Annotated in this window: 15 protein-coding genes; 6 read left to right on the top strand and 9 right to left on the bottom strand. The window is 71.1% G+C overall.

The annotated features are described in order from the left end of the window. Position 1 precedes the first annotated feature (1 nt). Positions 2 to 1,498: a tripartite tricarboxylate transporter permease gene (locus ACH4S7_RS26865; RefSeq protein ID WP_398523860.1), complete on the top strand. Its 1,497-nt coding sequence runs from the start codon at positions 2 to 4 to the stop codon at positions 1,496 to 1,498. Continuing rightward, positions 1,495 to 1,680 (top strand): hypothetical protein, encoded by a 186-nt coding sequence (locus tag ACH4S7_RS26860; protein ID WP_398523859.1) that lies wholly within the window; start codon positions 1,495 to 1,497, stop codon positions 1,678 to 1,680. Before ACH4S7_RS26865 ends, ACH4S7_RS26860 begins: the two co-directional genes overlap by 4 nt. Positions 1,681 to 1,744: 64 nt before the next feature. On the opposite strand, the gene ACH4S7_RS26855 is transcribed toward ACH4S7_RS26860, so the two are convergent. Both ACH4S7_RS26855 and ACH4S7_RS26850 read right to left on the bottom strand, forming a co-directional pair. Continuing rightward, a complete protein-coding gene (locus tag ACH4S7_RS26855) occupies positions 1,745 to 2,227 on the bottom strand; it encodes a DUF402 domain-containing protein (protein ID WP_398523858.1) in 483 nt (160 codons plus the stop codon). Beyond that, on the bottom strand, positions 2,208 to 3,128 hold the full coding sequence (locus ACH4S7_RS26850; protein WP_398523857.1) for a GNAT family N-acetyltransferase: 921 nt from the start codon (positions 3,126 to 3,128) through the stop codon (positions 2,208 to 2,210). Before ACH4S7_RS26850 ends, ACH4S7_RS26855 begins: the two co-directional genes overlap by 20 nt. Positions 3,129 to 3,212: 84 nt before the next feature. On the opposite strand from ACH4S7_RS26850, the gene ACH4S7_RS26845 reads away from it, so the two are divergent. Further along, on the top strand, positions 3,213 to 3,584 hold the full coding sequence (locus ACH4S7_RS26845; protein ID WP_398523856.1) for a GntR family transcriptional regulator: 372 nt from the start codon (positions 3,213 to 3,215) through the stop codon (positions 3,582 to 3,584). A gap of 133 nt (positions 3,585 to 3,717) precedes the next feature. On the opposite strand, the gene ACH4S7_RS26840 is transcribed toward ACH4S7_RS26845, so the two are convergent. From ACH4S7_RS26840 to ACH4S7_RS26825, 4 genes are all read right to left on the bottom strand, one after another. Beyond that, a complete protein-coding gene (locus tag ACH4S7_RS26840; protein ID WP_398523930.1) occupies positions 3,718 to 4,830 on the bottom strand; it encodes a DUF5925 domain-containing protein in 1,113 nt (370 codons plus the stop codon). Positions 4,831 to 4,943: 113 nt separating this feature from the next. Continuing rightward, positions 4,944 to 5,750: a polysaccharide deacetylase family protein gene (locus ACH4S7_RS26835; RefSeq protein ID WP_398523855.1), complete on the bottom strand. Its 807-nt coding sequence runs from the start codon at positions 5,748 to 5,750 to the stop codon at positions 4,944 to 4,946. Next, on the bottom strand, positions 5,747 to 6,850 hold the full coding sequence (locus tag ACH4S7_RS26830; RefSeq protein ID WP_398523854.1) for a glycosyltransferase family 2 protein: 1,104 nt from the start codon (positions 6,848 to 6,850) through the stop codon (positions 5,747 to 5,749). The genes ACH4S7_RS26835 and ACH4S7_RS26830 overlap by 4 nt, the downstream gene beginning before the upstream one ends. Next, positions 6,847 to 7,695, bottom strand: coding sequence for a glycosyltransferase family 2 protein (locus ACH4S7_RS26825; protein WP_398523853.1), 849 nt, complete (start codon positions 7,693 to 7,695; stop codon positions 6,847 to 6,849). Before ACH4S7_RS26825 ends, ACH4S7_RS26830 begins: the two co-directional genes overlap by 4 nt. Positions 7,696 to 8,429: 734 nt before the next feature. On the opposite strand from ACH4S7_RS26825, the gene ACH4S7_RS26820 reads away from it, so the two are divergent. Beyond that, a complete protein-coding gene (locus ACH4S7_RS26820) occupies positions 8,430 to 9,242 on the top strand; it encodes an SGNH/GDSL hydrolase family protein (RefSeq protein WP_398523852.1) in 813 nt (270 codons plus the stop codon). Position 9,243: 1 nt separating this feature from the next. On the opposite strand, the gene ACH4S7_RS26815 is transcribed toward ACH4S7_RS26820, so the two are convergent. Next, complete coding sequence (locus ACH4S7_RS26815; protein ID WP_398523851.1) at positions 9,244 to 10,890, bottom strand: serine/threonine-protein kinase; 1,647 nt, start codon at positions 10,888 to 10,890, stop codon at positions 9,244 to 9,246. A 439-nt stretch (positions 10,891 to 11,329) separates the two neighbouring features. Between ACH4S7_RS26815 and ACH4S7_RS26810 the strand changes: the two genes are divergently transcribed. Next, positions 11,330 to 11,596 carry a hypothetical protein gene (locus ACH4S7_RS26810; RefSeq protein ID WP_398523850.1) on the top strand — a complete coding sequence of 89 codons (267 nt, stop codon included), beginning with the start codon at positions 11,330 to 11,332 and terminating at the stop codon, positions 11,594 to 11,596. A 230-nt stretch (positions 11,597 to 11,826) separates the two neighbouring features. Here the strand turns inward: ACH4S7_RS26810 and ACH4S7_RS26805 are convergent, their stop codons facing one another. Next, the gene (locus ACH4S7_RS26805) at positions 11,827 to 12,579 is read right to left on the bottom strand and encodes a GntR family transcriptional regulator (RefSeq protein WP_398523849.1); all 753 of its coding nucleotides are present in this window, start codon (positions 12,577 to 12,579) and stop codon (positions 11,827 to 11,829) included. Between the two features lie 12 nt (positions 12,580 to 12,591). After that, a complete protein-coding gene (gene hmgA, locus ACH4S7_RS26800) occupies positions 12,592 to 13,920 on the bottom strand; it encodes a homogentisate 1,2-dioxygenase (protein WP_398523848.1) in 1,329 nt (442 codons plus the stop codon). Positions 13,921 to 14,010: 90 nt separating this feature from the next. On the opposite strand from hmgA, the gene ACH4S7_RS26795 reads away from it, so the two are divergent. Next, complete coding sequence (locus tag ACH4S7_RS26795; RefSeq protein WP_398523847.1) at positions 14,011 to 14,616, top strand: TetR family transcriptional regulator; 606 nt, start codon at positions 14,011 to 14,013, stop codon at positions 14,614 to 14,616. The last annotated feature ends 50 nt before the right edge of the window (positions 14,617 to 14,666 follow it).

Genomic DNA, 14,666 nt, shown 5'->3' with positions numbered 1-14,666 from the left:
GATGGACTCTCTCAATTCACTGATCGACGGTTTCGGCACCGCGCTCACTCCGATCAATCTGCTCTGGGCGGTCATCGGTGTCCTGCTGGGCACCGCGATCGGTGTGCTGCCCGGCATCGGGCCCGCGATGGCGGTGGCGCTGCTGCTGCCGGTGACCTACGGGCTGGAGCCGACCGGTGCGTTCATCATGTTCGCCGGTATCTACTACGGCGCGATGTTCGGCGGCTCGACCACCTCGATCCTGCTGAACACACCAGGTGAGAGCGCGGCCGTGGTGGCCGCGATCGAAGGCAATCCGATGGCCAAGGCGGGCCGGGGCGCGCAAGCGCTCGCCGCCGCCGCTGTCGGTCACTTCGCGGGCGGCATGATCGGCACGATCCTGCTGGTCGCCCTCGCCCCGACCGTCGCCGAACTGGCCGTGGACATCGGTGCGCCCGACTACTTCGCCATCATGGTGCTCGCCTTCATTGCCGTCACCTCGGTGCTCGGTTCCTCCCGCATCCGCGGCCTCGCGTCCCTGCTGATCGGCCTCACCATCGGTCTCGTCGGCCTGGACTCGATGACCGGACAGGAGCGGCTCACCTTCGGCTCGCTCCAGCTCGCCGACGGCGTGGACGTCGTCATCGTCGCGGTCGGACTCTTCGCCATCGGTGAGGCCCTCTGGGTCGCGGCCCACCTCCGCCGCAACGCCGGGGAGCCGATTCCGGTCGGCCGCCCCTGGCTCGGCAAGGAGGACGTGAAGCGCACCTGGAAGCCCTGGCTGCGCGGACCGTTCATCGGTTTCCCCTTCGGCGCGATCCCGGCCGGTGGCGCGGAGATCCCCACCTTCCTCTCGTACGTCAGTGAGAAGCGGCTCTCCAAGCACAAGAAGGAGTTCGGCAAGGGTGCGATCGAGGGTGTGGCGGGACCCGAGTCGGCGGCCTCCGCCTCCGCGGCGGGCACCCTGACCTCGATGCTGACCCTGGGACTGCCCACCACGGCGGTCGCCGCCGTGATGCTCGCCGCCTTCCAGCAGTACGGCATCCAGCCGGGACCACTGCTCTTCGAGCGGGAGCCCGACCTGGTGTGGGGCCTGATCGCCTCGCTCTTCGTCGGCATGGTGCTGCTGCTGGCGCTGAATCTGCCGCTGGCCCCGGTCTGGGCGAAGCTGCTGCGCATTCCGCGTCCGTACCTCTACGCGGGCATCCTCTTCTTCGCCGGAGTGGGCGCCTACGCGGTCGGCGGCGAGGCCCTCGACCTGGTCATCCTGCTGCTCATCGGTCTGCTCGGGTTCGGGATGCGGCGGTACGGTCTGCCCGTGCTGCCGGCCGTCATCGGAGTGATCCTCGGCCCGGCCGCCGAACAGCAGCTCCGTCGCGCGCTGCAGATCAGTGACGGTAGCTTCTCGGGTCTGGTCAACACGCCGTTCTCGGTGACGGTCTACGCGATCATCGTGATCCTGCTCGCCTGGCCCTTGTTGAAGAAGCTGATTCTGCGGCGCCGTAACGTATCCGCATGATCGAAGACACCCGCCCCGCCGCACCCGCCGATGTGACCGGAGTGACGGCCGTGACCAATGCGGCCCATCACCCCTCCATCGAACGGATCGGTGTCGTGCCCGCCCCCATGGCGGCGGACCACACGGCCGATACCGCGGCGGGGCGGGTGTTCGTCCACCGCGAGGCGATCCCGGCCGGCTGAGTGCCGCCGGGTGCCGGGTGCCGGGTGCCGGGTGCCGGGTGCCGGGCGCCGCGAGCCGCGCCGATCAGCCGAGCAGCTCGCCGAGACCGCGAGTACGGGCGAGGAGATCCAACTCGTCCAGGGCCCGCACCGCGTGCCCCGCCGCCTCCGGATCCCGCTCGGCGAGCCCGCTCGCGGCGAACTCGTCCTCGTCGAGCCGGAGCACCGACGACCCGTCGGCCGACACCCAGAGGTCGAGATCCAGATCCTCGACGGTCAGCGTGGTGTCCGTGACCACGGCGGGCCGGGTGATATCGCAGTACCAGCCCTTGAGCGCGCCGTCCGCGCCCCGCACCTCCTTCACCGCGTACCACCGGTCCCGCCAGTAGTGCTCGGTGAACACATCGCCCGGCTCGAAGCGCACGAAGCCGAAATCCCGCACCCCCGGGGCGGCCCAGAGCGCGCGCACCACCGCATGGACGCCGTCGTCGGAGACCGGCACCGCCGGATAGCGGATCTTGGTCGCGCCGGCCTTGACCAGCCGGACCTCAATCGAGCGTGCGGACATGACGAACCTCCGTCGAGCAGATCTCGTAACCGAACCAGCGGTTGATGGCCAGCATGGGGCCGTTGCCGCTGTCATTGGCGGTGAACGCCTCCGTATGGCCCGCGGCCCGCGCCCGGCGCAGCGAGTCGACCTTCGCGAGCTTGGCGTACCCCCGGCCCCGGTGGGCGCGCGCCGTCCCCGTCATCCCCGACATATAGCGGGTGGCGCCGTCCGACTGGGCCGCGGTGAACGCCGCGACCTCGCCGTCCACCAGCACCACCGTGCTGAGCCGGCGGTCCAGCAGCGGATGGCACCAGGTGTGCCGCAACCAGTCGTCGTAATCGTCGAAGTCCACGGCCACGTCCGACGGCTCGTCCGACGTGGCCTCGGCGTCGGCCCGGTACAGCGGCCGGGGATCGTCCGCGAACTCCGCCGCACTCGCCAGCTCCACCCCCGGGGCGCGCGCGGGGAGTTCGGGCAGGGCGTCGTCGTCGAGCGCCAGCCGCTGGAAGTGCGCGGTACGGGACGGGCGGTAGCCCCGCCGTACGGCGAAGGCGCGCGAGGCGGGCTCGTCCGCGACCCAGGAGAACAGAGTGGTCGCGCCCTCCGTCGTCAGATGTTCCTCGGCCGTCCGCGTCAGCAGACCGCCGACGCCCCGCCCCCGGTGCTCCGGCAGCACCTGGACCGCGATGGACGCCTGACGCGGCTCCCGCGCGTCGTACACGACGGCGGCGACCGCCGTCCCGGCGACCTCTCCCGCCCGTTCGGCGATCAGCAGCCGTCGCCGGGCGGCGGGATGGGCGGTCGCCAGATCGAAGAGCACGGACTCGGGGGTCGTCACCCCATGGGGCACCACGGCACGCAGGACCTCACACACCGCCGAGGCGTCCTCGGGGCGGAATTCGCGGACGATCACAGTCATGGTCGGCACGCTACGGTGGCGCTCCGCCGTGTCGCCTCCCCTTTTTCCGCCCGGAATCCACCCCCGGTGGGGGAGAATCGGGGAGTGAACCTCAAGATCACCATCGAAGCCGGCTCCGGCGTCGCACCGTTCGAACAACTGCGCGCGCGGATCTCCGAGCAGGCCAGGTCGGGCGCGCTGCCGGTGGGCTACCGGCTGCCGACCGTACGGGGACTCGCGGAGGAGCTCGGCCTCGCCGCGAACACCGTCGCCAAGGCGTACCGGGCGCTGGAGGCGGACGGGGTGATCGAGACCCGGGGCCGCAACGGCACCTTCGTCGCAGCGGCGGGCGACGCCGCGGCCCGCGAACTGGCAGCGGCGGCCGGCGCCTTCGCGGACCGCGCCAAGCGCCTGGGCCTCTCGCGCGACGCGGCCCGCGACGCGGCCGAAGCGGCGCTCCGGGCCGCCTACGAGTAGCGCGCGTCCGGGGGCTCGGCGCCGCGAGGCCCGGGGGCACCGGCCGGGGGCGCCACCGCCCCCGGGAGGTTGTGGCGCCGCCCCGGACATCCGGGCAGGTTGGACATCCGGGCAGGTCAGAGAGCCGGGCAGGTCAGAGATACAGGCCCGCGTCCGCGCCCTTCGGCTGGTCCGGGATCGACGCCGGACCACTACCCCGCCGCAGCGCGTACAGCTCCGCCAGCGTCGCCCCCTCACGGCCGAGACCCTCCTCCGTACCGAGCCAGTTCACCGACTCCGTACGCGTCAGCGCGCCCACCTCGATCCGGGCCAGACAGCGGCCCGGCCGGACCACCGCCGGGTGCAGCCGCTCCAGATCCTCGTTGGTGGTCACGCCCACCAGGACATTGCGGCCCTGCCCCAGCAGCCCGTCCGTGAGGTTGAGCAGCCGGGACAGCGCCTGGCCCGCCGTGTGCTTGGCCTCGCCGCGGATCAATTCGTCGCAGTCCTCCAGCAGCAGTAGCCGCCAACGGCCCTTCGCGGTGCCCTCGTCCTCACCGATGGCGATGTCCATCAGATAGCCGACGTCGTTGAAGAGCCGCTCCGGATCGAGCACACAGTCGACCTGGCACCACTCCCGCCAGGACCGGGCCAGGGTGCGCAGGGCCGAGGTCTTGCCGGTGCCGGGCGGGCCGTGCAGCAGCAGGAGCCGGCCGGCGATGTCATCGGGGGTGACCTTCATCAGCCGGTCCATGGCGTCGGCCACCGGCTCGGTGTAATTGGCACGGACCTCATCCCAGGTGCCGGCCGCGATCTGCCGGGTGGTCCGGTGCGGGCCGCGGCGCGGCGAGACGTACCAGAACCCCATCGTCACATTCTCCGGCTGCGGCTCCGGATCGTCGGCCGCGTCGGCGGTGGACTCCTTGACGATCCGTTCCGCCAGCTCGGCGCTGACCGCGGTCACGGTGACATCGGCGCCCCGGTTCCAGTGGGAGACGAGCACCGTGTACCCCTCGCCCTCGGCGAGCACCGCTCTGCGGTCGTCGTCCCGCGCCGCGCGCAGCACGGTCGACCCCGGCGGCAGCAGTTCGAAGCCGGGTTTGACGCGGTCGATCTGATGGGCGTGGGCGAAGGGCTGCTCACCGGCGGCGAAGCGACCGAGGAACAGGGCGTCGATGACGTCCGACGGCGAATCGCTGTCGTCGACGTTGAGCCGGATCGGCAGGGCGTGCTGAGGCTGCGAGGCTGCGGCAGACATGCGCTCCATCTGGGGCTGTGCGGCTGACATGCGCCCCATGATCCGGCACGGGCAGGTTCCACGCACGGAGTTTTGCCCGGTGGCGCGCCCCGGTTCGACGGGCGCGCCACCGGACCGGCGTCTCAGCGGCCGATCCCGCGCAGCAGCACCGCCGCCCGACGGGCCCGGCGCACCACCGCGTATCCCTTGGTCAGGGCCCGGTCCCCGGCGAAGGCGCGGCCGATGGACCGACCGTCGATCAGCCGGGCGAACTCCTCGATGCCGGTGGTGCGCCGCACGGTCATCCGCTGGATGGCGTACGGGCCCTGGGCGGGCCGGGCGAGGGCGTTGCCGACCGCGAGGGACTGGGTGAAGCCCGCGGCCCGGACCGTCTCCCGCACCCGGCGACTGGAGTAGCCGAAGGGGTACGCGAACGACCGGGGCGCGGCGCCCAGCTCGTCCGTGAGGATGTCACGGCAGCGGACCGTCTCATAGAGCAGCCGCTCATCGTCCAACTGGTCGAGCTGGGGATGGCTGTGGGTGTGGCCGCCGATCTCGGTGCCCGCCCGCGCGAGTTCCCGTACCTGCTCCCAGTCGAGCATGGTGTCGAGCGCCCCGCCCTCGTCGTACGCCCCGCGCAGCCAGCCGGTCGAGACGAACAGGGTCGCCGCGAAGCCGTGCTTGGCCAGGACGGGGAGGGCGTGCCGGTGCACCCCCTCGTATCCGTCGTCGAAGGTGATCAGCACCGGGCGGCGCGGGAGCGGCCGGTTGCCCCCGGCCCGCCAGGCCGCGCCGAGCCGGGCGGCGGTGACCGGGGTGAGTCCGCGTTCCTCGATCAGCGCCATCTGCTCGGCGAACGCCTCCGGGGTGACGGAGAGACCCAGCGTCCTCCTGGCCGGATGGTGGGCGACGACGTGGTACATGAGGACGGGTACGGGCTGTTCGCTCATCGCGCCTCACTCCCGGACGACGGGGCCGCCGTCTCGATTCCCGCTGCTGGTGTCGGTGTCGGTGACATCGACGGGGCCGCTACGGGCTCCGCCGGCAGGGGTGCGATCGGCCCCGAGGAGAACGTCACCCCGCCCCGGCGCGCCCGCGCGGTCCCCACCGCGTAGCCACCGGCCGCCACCGCGACGCCGGCGACGATCGCACCCGCCCGGCCCGCGCCGCCGCGCCGGCCCAGCAGTGCGTCCCGCAGCCCGCGCGCCACCCCCGCGGGCAGCACCCGGGTGGTGTAGCGGCGTTCGGACTCCAGTCCCTTGCCCGCGCCGACGCTCCGGGCGACCAGGGCTTTGGAGAGCCCCTCGGCATAGGTGCGGGTACGGAAGTAGGCGAACCGCTCCCGCACTGCCGGGACCTTGTGGTGGATCACCGCGCGGTCGTCGATCAGCAGTACCGCGCCGGGCAGGGCCGCGGCGAGCCGGATGCAGAGCTCGGTCTCCTCGCAGCCCAGGGGCCGTCTGTCGCCGTCGCGTCCGATGCCGGTGGCGAAGCCGCCCGAAGCGTCGAACGCGCGGCGCCGGAAGGAGGCGTTGCCGCCGAGGACATTGCGCACCCGGACGGTGCCCGGCGGCAGCCCCCGGTAGGTGCAGCCGACGACCCAGTCGAACTCCTCGGGGAACCAGCAGGGCCGCCGCCCGGAGGCCCAGGCGGCTTCGGTCCGGCCGCCGACGGCCATCACCTCCGGGTCGTCGTACCCCGCGGCGAAGTACCGCAGCCAGTCGCGTTCGGCGACGGCGTCGTCGTCGAGGAAGGCCACGAAGTCACCGCGGGCGGCGGCGATTCCGGTGTTGCGGCCCGCGGAGAGGCCACGGGGGCCCGCGTTGGCGAGCACCCGCACCTCCCAGCCGGAAGGGTTTCCCGCCGGGTGCTCCATTCCGCGGTACCGCTCGGCCAGCCGGCCGAGCAGGGCCGGGTTGTGGTCGACCACGAGGAGCGTCTCCAGGGCGGGCAGTGACTGGCACCGCACCGAGTCGACGGCCGCGAGGATGTCGTCCCAGCGGTCCTCGGTGTAGACGCAGATCACCACCGAGAAGGGGTGGTCGTTCAAGACGCCTCTCCCCGGGGAATCCGCATACCGAGCCCGACTCCGGAGCGGCGCCGCCCGCGTCGGCGTACGCCCTTCTCCCGGAGGATCACTCTGAGCACCCTGATGCCGTCGCGGACGGCGCTGAGATTGCTGACGCCGTGGATGCGGTTGTACTCGTGGCTGGGGACCTCCTGAACGCGCAGCCCCGCCTTGACGACCCGGATGTTCATCAGGGTCTCGATCTCGAATCCCGTGCAGTCCAGGGTGATGTCGTCCAGGCAGTGCTTCCAGAACGCGTTGTAGCCGTAGCAGAGGTCGGTGTAGCGGGCGCCGAACTTGGCGTTGACGATGGAGCAGAGGGCCGAGTTGCCCAGTCGTCGTATGAACGTCATATCGTCGGTGCCGCCGCCGTTGGCGAAGCGCGAACCCTTGGCGAAGTCGGCGCCGGAGACCAGGGCCGAGACATAGGAGACGATCTCGTTCCCGTCGGCCGAGCCGTCGGCGTCCACCATCACGATGATGTCGCCGGTACAGGCGGCGAAGCCGCTGATGAGGGCGTCTCCCTTGCCCTTGCCCGCCTGCCTGACCACCTTGACGTCGGGCCATAACTTTCGGGCGACCTCGACGGTGTTGTCGCTGGAGGCTCCGTCGACCAGCACGACTTCATGAATCCAGTCGGGCAATGTCTTGAATACATGCGGAAGGTTTTCCGCCTCGTTCATGGCGGGAATGACGACGCTCACTGGAGGAGTAATCGCCAGATGGGAGGAGATTGGGCGATAAACGCTTGCTATTCGGCGGGTTTCCTCGGCCGGGTCGGCCGATGGCTCTTGTCCCGGAGCGGGCGGGCGCAGTACTGAACTCATGGGATATTTCCCTCTCCACCGGTGGATCGCCCGCCCCCGGGCGATCCGAGATGAGTGTCCGGTTTGAAAGGGGGGTTTACTTCTCACCTGCCCATGACGGAGTAACTCCCGCCCGGAGTGGATGAGTTGAGACATGACCGCACGGTGGCACGGCTCGTCAAGAGCGTGGCGACCGCATTCGGCACCCCCCTACCCTCGTCGCCCCGAGTCGGATGCATCGCGACGCTTGAGCCCTCCCCCAGAGCCGCTTTGCATGACGATCCGTTACGGGTGGATGTACGACGGTAATGATGTTTGTGACTCTATGGCAAGCCCTGGAGTTCAGGCTTGCTTTTTGCATTATTGGTACCGATTCAGCGGCCGGGCATGGGGCATTACGATCGGGCTTTCTTGATCCTTTTCCTTTGGTCGGCAAGGGGCCTTCATTGCACGCCGGTTCTCCGCCGTGCGTCGGCGTGCGCCCGCCGCGGGGCGGCCCTCCATGGAAGAGGCGGTGCGGCCGGCCGCCGCGCCGTCGGGAGGGGTCTTCGGGGGTCCACCGCACTCGCTGACGGACCGTCGAGGATCTTGCGCATGGCCGACCTTGCCCCTCAGTGACATCAGTTGTCGTGTCCATGCTGCTCAGGGTGGCTGATTCCGTCAAGGAAAGACTGGTGCTTTTGGCATGAACACTTTCGGTGAAGTGATCTACCTGCTACGAAAGTTGACGCAGAGACCCTGCTATAGGAGGTTCCATGAAAGTGTCCAGAATCGTGGCGTTCTCATCCTCACTCCTGCTGGGCGCCGTCCTCGCTCTCACCGGAGCCGGCTCGGCGCAGGCGACCACCACAGGTGCTCTCGCCGTTGACTACGTGGCCCTGGGCGACTCCTACTCATCGGGCGTCGGCGCCGGTGAGTACGACAGCGCCAGTGGTAACTGCAAGCGCAGCAACCGCGCCTACCCCAAGCTGTGGGCCGCCGCCAACGCACCCTCGTCCTTCGCGTTCACCGCTTGCTCGGGCGCTCGTACGAGTGATGTCACCGCCAATCAGCTCGGCCCGCTCAACAGCGGTACCGATCTCGTCTCCATCTCCGTGGGCGGCAACGACGCCGGCTTCAGCGACGTCATGACCACCTGCATCCTCCAGTCCGAGGCCAACTGCATCGCCCGGGTCAACCAGGCCCGCTCGTTCGTCGACACCACCCTCCCCGGCCGCCTCGACACCGTGTACACGGGCATCAAGGCCAAATCCCCGTCCGCGCGGGTCGTCGTACTCGGCTACCCCCGCTTCTACAAGCTCAGCGGTAGCTGTCTCGCCGGCCTGAGCGAGGCCAAGCGCGCGGCCATCAACGGTGCGGCGGACCACCTCAACACCGCCGTGTCGAAGCGCGCGGCCAACCACGGCTATGTCTTCGCGGATGTCGTACCGGCCTTCACCGGGCACGAGATCTGTTCCGGCGCGCCCTGGTTGCACAGTCTGAATCTGGTCAACATCGGCGACTCCTACCACCCCACCGCGGCCGGACAGTCCGGTGGATACCTGCCCGTCTTCACCTCGAAGGCATGATTCACCCGAAGGTGCCTTGAGCGCTGGGTGACGAGGAACCACGCCAGGCGGGGGTCTCCCGGTCGCAAGTGATCGAGAAGGGCACCCAGGCGGAGCGTGCCGCGACCGGAATTCGGATCTCCACCCGGATCCGGTCGCGGCGCGCTCCCTCGCGCCCATCCGTCCCCTCGCTGTGGTCGACCGTCTGTCGGCGGCCGTCACCGGCCGGGAAGCGCAGCCGCTGCCAGGCCGATGCACCGCCGTCCTCGGCCGTCCACCGGTACTCGACGGTGGCGGGCGTACGGCCGACGGTGATCGTCGCGCGGAAGGCGGGGGCCTCGGTCCCGGGCGGCGGACAGCGCCCCGCGTAGCTGTCGCGCACGGCGACGGCGTGCACCTCCACGGTCTGGGCGCGGGCCGGCGCCGATGAACCCGTACCCCCGTCGGCTGCACCGCCGTCCGCCGCGCCGCCGTCCGTACCGGTGTCGCCTGAGCCGCCCCCGTCCGCACCGGCGCCCGGCGCGGTGCCTTCCGTGCCGGGGCCGTCGCTGCTGGCCGGGGGAGCGCTGGTGCCGCTGCCACCGCCGCCCCGCCGGTCGTCGCGTCCAGCGTTGTCGATCAGCGCCCAGGCCAGCCCCACGGCGGCGAGCAGGAACGCCGCCACCCCCACGGCCAGTACCACCGTGGCCCGCTTCGGCTCCGGCCGGCCGGCCGGGTCCGGCGGTCCGTCGGTGGCGCTCGGTGTCGGCGCCGCTCCCGGTACCGGAAAAGGCACCGGGGGCGTGGTGATGACCGTCGGGGTGTACGGGGCCGGAACCGGCGTCGAGTCCGCGCGCACCGCACCACCCGCGGCCACCAGGCGCAGTTGCCGCGCGGCCTCCCGCGGTGACAGTCGCTCGGCCGGGTCCTTGTGCAGCAGCCCGGCGATCACCGGCGCCAGCTCACCGGCGCGCGGGGACTGCGCCGGTTCGTCGTCCGTCACGGCCCGCAGGGTGTTCAGCGGGGTGTTCCGCCGGAACGGTGTGCCGCCGTCGATCGCCGCGTACAGCAGCACTCCGAGGGACCACAGGTCCGACGCGGGGCCCGGGGTCAGCCCCAGGGCCCGCTCGGGGGCGAGGAACTCGGGCGAACCGATCAGCTCCCCCGTCATGGTCAGCGGGGAGGCCCCCTCGACCACCGCGATGCCGAAGTCGGAGAGCACCACCCGGCCGTCGTTGGCGAGGAGGACGTTCCCCGGCTTGACGTCCCGGTGCAGTACCCCCGCCTCGTGCGCGGCGCCCAGGGCGGCGAGCACCTCCGCCCCGATGAGGGCCGCGCGGCGCGGGGGGAGCGGGCCCTCCGCCTCGATGACATCCGCCAGGGAGAGGCCGTGGACCAGCTCCATCACGATCCAGGGCCGGCCGTCCTCGGTGGCCACGTCGTAGACGGTCACCACATTGCGGTGCGAGATCCGGGCCGCCGCCCACGCCTCCCGCTCCAGCCGCCGGTACAGCCGTCGTTCATCGTCGAGCGCGAGACCGGCGGGGGCGCGTACCTCCTTGACCGCCACCTCGCGGCCCAGCGCCTCGTCACGGGCGCGCCACACCACGCCCATGCCGCCCTCGCCCAAGGGGCTCAGCAGCCGGTATCGCCCGGCGATCAGTTGGTTCTCCGGCACACGAGCCCCCATCCCGAGCGGCACGTCCCCGGCGGGGCACACGGGCATCCGACGGGAACCACGGTGCAAACCCTTCCAAGTTAGCTCAGCTCCCGGCCGCCGTAGCCCCCTCGTCGGCAATCCGTACGGGCGGCGGTGGGGGCGGTGCGTGCCGTCCGTGGTCGTTCGTGGCTGTCCGTGGTCGTCCGTCGCGGTCGGGGGCGTCGGGGGCGGGTCAGGAGATCAGCCAGGAGTTCGGTGGTCCCGCGCGTGCTTCACGGGCCGCATGGGAATAATGAGAGCGATGAAGAGACGAACTGTCCAACTCGCCCTGGAATGGAATGGATTCCGAGGGCGTCCGTCAACTCGCGTACCCGTGTGGTGAATCCTGTGGGCGGGATACACGCGTGTGACGACGGGGCGATAGGGTTACCGTGCCCGGGCCGGGTGCGTCGTACGGGTGGGGAGTGACATGGAACAGATAACAGTGCGTAGCAGGGCGCGGGTACCCGCGATCACCTGCGGGAGCAGCGCGACCAGTTCGCGCCTCGACCGACATCTCTCGGTGCTCGGCGGTCCCGCCGTGCCACAGCGGGAGACGATCGAGGCGACGTCGCTGATGCTGGAGCTGACCGCGCGCGATGTGAAGCACAACCGCGCCAGGAGCAGGAGCGGGCGGGTCTCGCTCTTCGCACCGCTGCGGAGGTTGCGCCGCACGCTCTTCGGCAGCCACCGCTGACCCGACGGCCGTCGCCCGGCCGTCGGGTTCACCCGTTCCCGGGGCATCCCGGGGTGTTCTTGATCACGTCACCCGTCTGTGCGGCCCCGCGCTCAGGCGAACACGCCGTCCCGGCGCGGCGCCGCTGACTCCCCGTCCGTCATTCCCACGGCCGTCAGCAGCGCTTCGGTGTGTTCGCCCGGCGCGGGCCCCCGCAGGGTTCGAGGCAGCCCCCGGGCCGGGGGCGGCGGTCACTCCGCCTCGACGGTGACCGAGAACGAGAACCGGTCCCCCCGGTACCGAATGCGCGCCACATCCACCACCCGGCCCGCCGCGTCGTACGTCACCCCCGTGTAGTGCAGGATCGGGCTCAGCAGCGGCACCTTGAGCAGATCGGCTGTCGCCGGGTCGGCCAGCCGCGCTTCCACGGTGTCCGTGATCCTGCTGATCCGGACCCCCAGTGAGTCCCGTAGCACCTTCGTCATCGGCCACCGGGCCAGATCCGCGAGGTCGAGACGGTCGGCGATGTCCGCGCGGACCGCGTTCTCCGCCCAGTTGGTCGGCTCGCCGGTCTCGCCGTCGCGGCGGAGCCGGCGATAGGTCATCACCTCGGACAGGTCGGGGAAGAACTCCGCGAGTTCACCGGGGACCGGCTCGGGGCCGTGCCCCAGGATCGTGACGTGCTCGCCGGACTGCTGGGCCACGATCGCGTCGATCGAGCCGAGCAACCGTCGGGGCGCCCCGCGTCGGGCCCCCGGCTCGATGAAGGTTCCCCGCCGTCGATGGCGGCTGATCAGGCCCTCCTCCTCCAACTCCTTGAGGGCCTGGCGCATGGTCAGCACGCTCACGCCGTAGTGCGCGGCGAGTTGTTCCTCGGTGGGCAACCGCAGTGACGCATCGGGTGTGCGGCCCAGTATGGAGGCGCGCAGGGACTGGGAGACCTGATACCAGAGCGGCAGCTTGCGGTTCAGGACCAGTGAGTCGGGAGCGAAGGAGGAGGTCACGGGGACTCCGTATCAGGACATGAAATGACGCTCAAGACCCTGCCACACGTCGTCGTACCCCTTCTGCAGATGGTCGGCATCCGCCGCCTGCCCGGTGGCGGTCACCGGCCAGCGGGTCTCGAACATGAACGCCAGGCCGTCGTCGATCCGCTGCGGTCGCAGCTCGGCCGCGCTCGCCCGGTCGAAGGTCTCACGGTCGGGGCCGTGTGCGGACATCATGTTGTGCAGCGAGCCGCCGCCGGGGACGAAGCCCCCCTTGCCGGCAATCTTGGCGTCATAGGCCCCCTCGATCAGGCCCATGTACTCGCTCATGACATTGCGGTGGAAGTACGGCGGGCGGAAGGTGTTCTCGCCGACCAGCCAGCGCGGCGCGAAGACCACGAAGTCGACGCCCGCGAGCCCCGGGGTGTCGGAGGGCGAGGTCAGCACCGTGAAGATGGACGGGTCGGGGTGATCGTAGGAGATGGTGCCGATGACATTGAAGCGGCGCAGGTCGTAGACGTACGGCACATGGTTGCCGTGCCAGGCGACCACATCGAGCGGTGAGTGGTCATAGCTCGCGGCCCAGAGGTTCCCGCAGAACTTGTTGACGACCTCCACCGGCCGCTCCACGACCTCGTACGCCGCCGTCGGCGCCAGGAAGTCGCGGGCGTTGGCGAGGCCGTTCGCCCCGATCGGGCCCAGGTCGGGGAGGACGAACGGCGCTCCGTAGTTCTCGCAGACATAGCCGCGCGCCCGCTCGTCCAGCAGCTCCACCCGGAAGCGGACGCCCCGGGGGATCAGCGCGATCTCGCCGGGGCGGGCGGCGAGCGCACCCAGCTCGGTGACGAGCAGCAGCCCGCCGTGCTCCGGGACGATCAGCAGCTCGCCGTCGGCGTCGCTGAACACCCGGTCCGTCATGGCGGCGTTGGCGTGGTAGAGGTGCACGGCCATACCGGTGCGCTGCGTCGCGTCGCCGTTGCCGCCGAGGGTCCACAGACCGGCCAGCCAGTCCGTGCCGGGCGCGGGCTCCGGCAGCGGATCCCACCGCAGCCGATTGGGGTCGGGGACCGTCTCGGTGAACGGCGCGCTGCGGATTCCGCCGTTGTCGACGCGGCGGAAGGGGGGATGCGCGGCCGACGGGCGGATGCGGTAGAGCCACGAGCGGCGGTTCCGGGCGCGCGGCTCGGTGAAGGCGGAGCCGCTGAGCTGCTCCGCGTAGAGGCCGAGCGGGGCGCGCTGTGGTGAGTTGCGCCCGATCGGCAGCGCGCCGGGGGCCGCCTCCGAGCTGTGTTCGTTGCCGAAGCCGGGGGAGTGGGCCAGTCCCTCGGCCCTCGTGCGCGCCTGCTCGATGTCACTCATCGTCCGCTCCCGGTGCCTATGGAATCCTATGGTCAACCGTAGGATTGCAGAGGTGTCCCGTCAACGGCACCGGAGCGGCATGATGGGCGGGTGCCCACCACCCGGTTACGCCGCGAGCCCGTGCAGCGCCGCAGTGCCGAGCGCCTCGCGCGGATCCTGGACGCCTGCGCCGAACTGCTGGACGAGATCGGCTATGACGAGCTGTCCACCCGGGCCGTCGCCGTCCGCGCGGGGGTGCCGATCGGGTCCGTCTACCGCTTCTTCGGCAACAAGCGCGCCCTCGCCGCCGCCCTGGCCGAACGGAATCTGGACCGGTACGCCGAGCGGGTGGGCGACCGGCTGGGCACGTTGCCGGAAGGTGACTGGCGCGGGGTCATCGACGCGGCGCTCGACGAGTACCTGCGGATGAAACGCACCGTCCCCGGCTTCTCCCTGGTCGACTTCGGCCATCGGATACCGGTGGGCGCGCCCGCCTCCGGAGCCAACCACCAGGTCGCCGACCGCCTCGCCCCGCTGCTCGCTGCCCAGACCGGCCGCGCGGACGACACCGGGCTGCGCCGGGCGGTCCTCGTCGCGGTGGAGGCGGCGGACGCGCTGCTGGGACTGGCCTTCCGGGTCCGGCCCTCGGGGGACGAGGAGATCGTCACCGAGACGCGGGAGCTGCTGCGGGCCTATCTGGCCCGAGTGCTCGACTGACGCGCACGACGGCGCCGGACCGAAGGGTGTACGGCGGTGGCGGTGGCGGA

The sequence above is a fragment of the Streptomyces sp. NPDC020965 genome (genome assembly GCF_044333555.1).
Lineage (GTDB): Bacteria > Actinomycetota > Actinomycetes > Streptomycetales > Streptomycetaceae > Streptomyces.
The sequence above is the reverse complement of the archived record's forward strand: the minus strand, read 5'-3'. Positions and strand labels throughout refer to the sequence as shown.

Coding starts and splice junctions, on each gene's coding strand:
- ACH4S7_RS26810 (WP_398523850.1), top strand. CDS start 11,330: ATGGAACAGATAACAGTGCGTAGCAGGGCGCGGGTACCCGCGATCACC.
- ACH4S7_RS26855 (WP_398523858.1), bottom strand. CDS start 2,227: ATGTCCGCACGCTCGATTGAGGTCCGGCTGGTCAAGGCCGGCGCGACC.
- ACH4S7_RS26835 (WP_398523855.1), bottom strand. CDS start 5,750: ATGAGCGAACAGCCCGTACCCGTCCTCATGTACCACGTCGTCGCCCAC.
- ACH4S7_RS26865 (WP_398523860.1), top strand. CDS start 2: ATGGACTCTCTCAATTCACTGATCGACGGTTTCGGCACCGCGCTCACT.
- hmgA (WP_398523848.1), bottom strand. CDS start 13,920: ATGAGTGACATCGAGCAGGCGCGCACGAGGGCCGAGGGACTGGCCCAC.
- ACH4S7_RS26850 (WP_398523857.1), bottom strand. CDS start 3,128: ATGACTGTGATCGTCCGCGAATTCCGCCCCGAGGACGCCTCGGCGGTG.
- ACH4S7_RS26840 (WP_398523930.1), bottom strand. CDS start 4,830: ATGGAGCGCATGTCTGCCGCAGCCTCGCAGCCTCAGCACGCCCTGCCG.
- ACH4S7_RS26860 (WP_398523859.1), top strand. CDS start 1,495: ATGATCGAAGACACCCGCCCCGCCGCACCCGCCGATGTGACCGGAGTG.
- ACH4S7_RS26825 (WP_398523853.1), bottom strand. CDS start 7,695: ATGAGTTCAGTACTGCGCCCGCCCGCTCCGGGACAAGAGCCATCGGCC.
- ACH4S7_RS26820 (WP_398523852.1), top strand. CDS start 8,430: ATGAAAGTGTCCAGAATCGTGGCGTTCTCATCCTCACTCCTGCTGGGC.
- ACH4S7_RS26815 (WP_398523851.1), bottom strand. CDS start 10,890: ATGGGGGCTCGTGTGCCGGAGAACCAACTGATCGCCGGGCGATACCGG.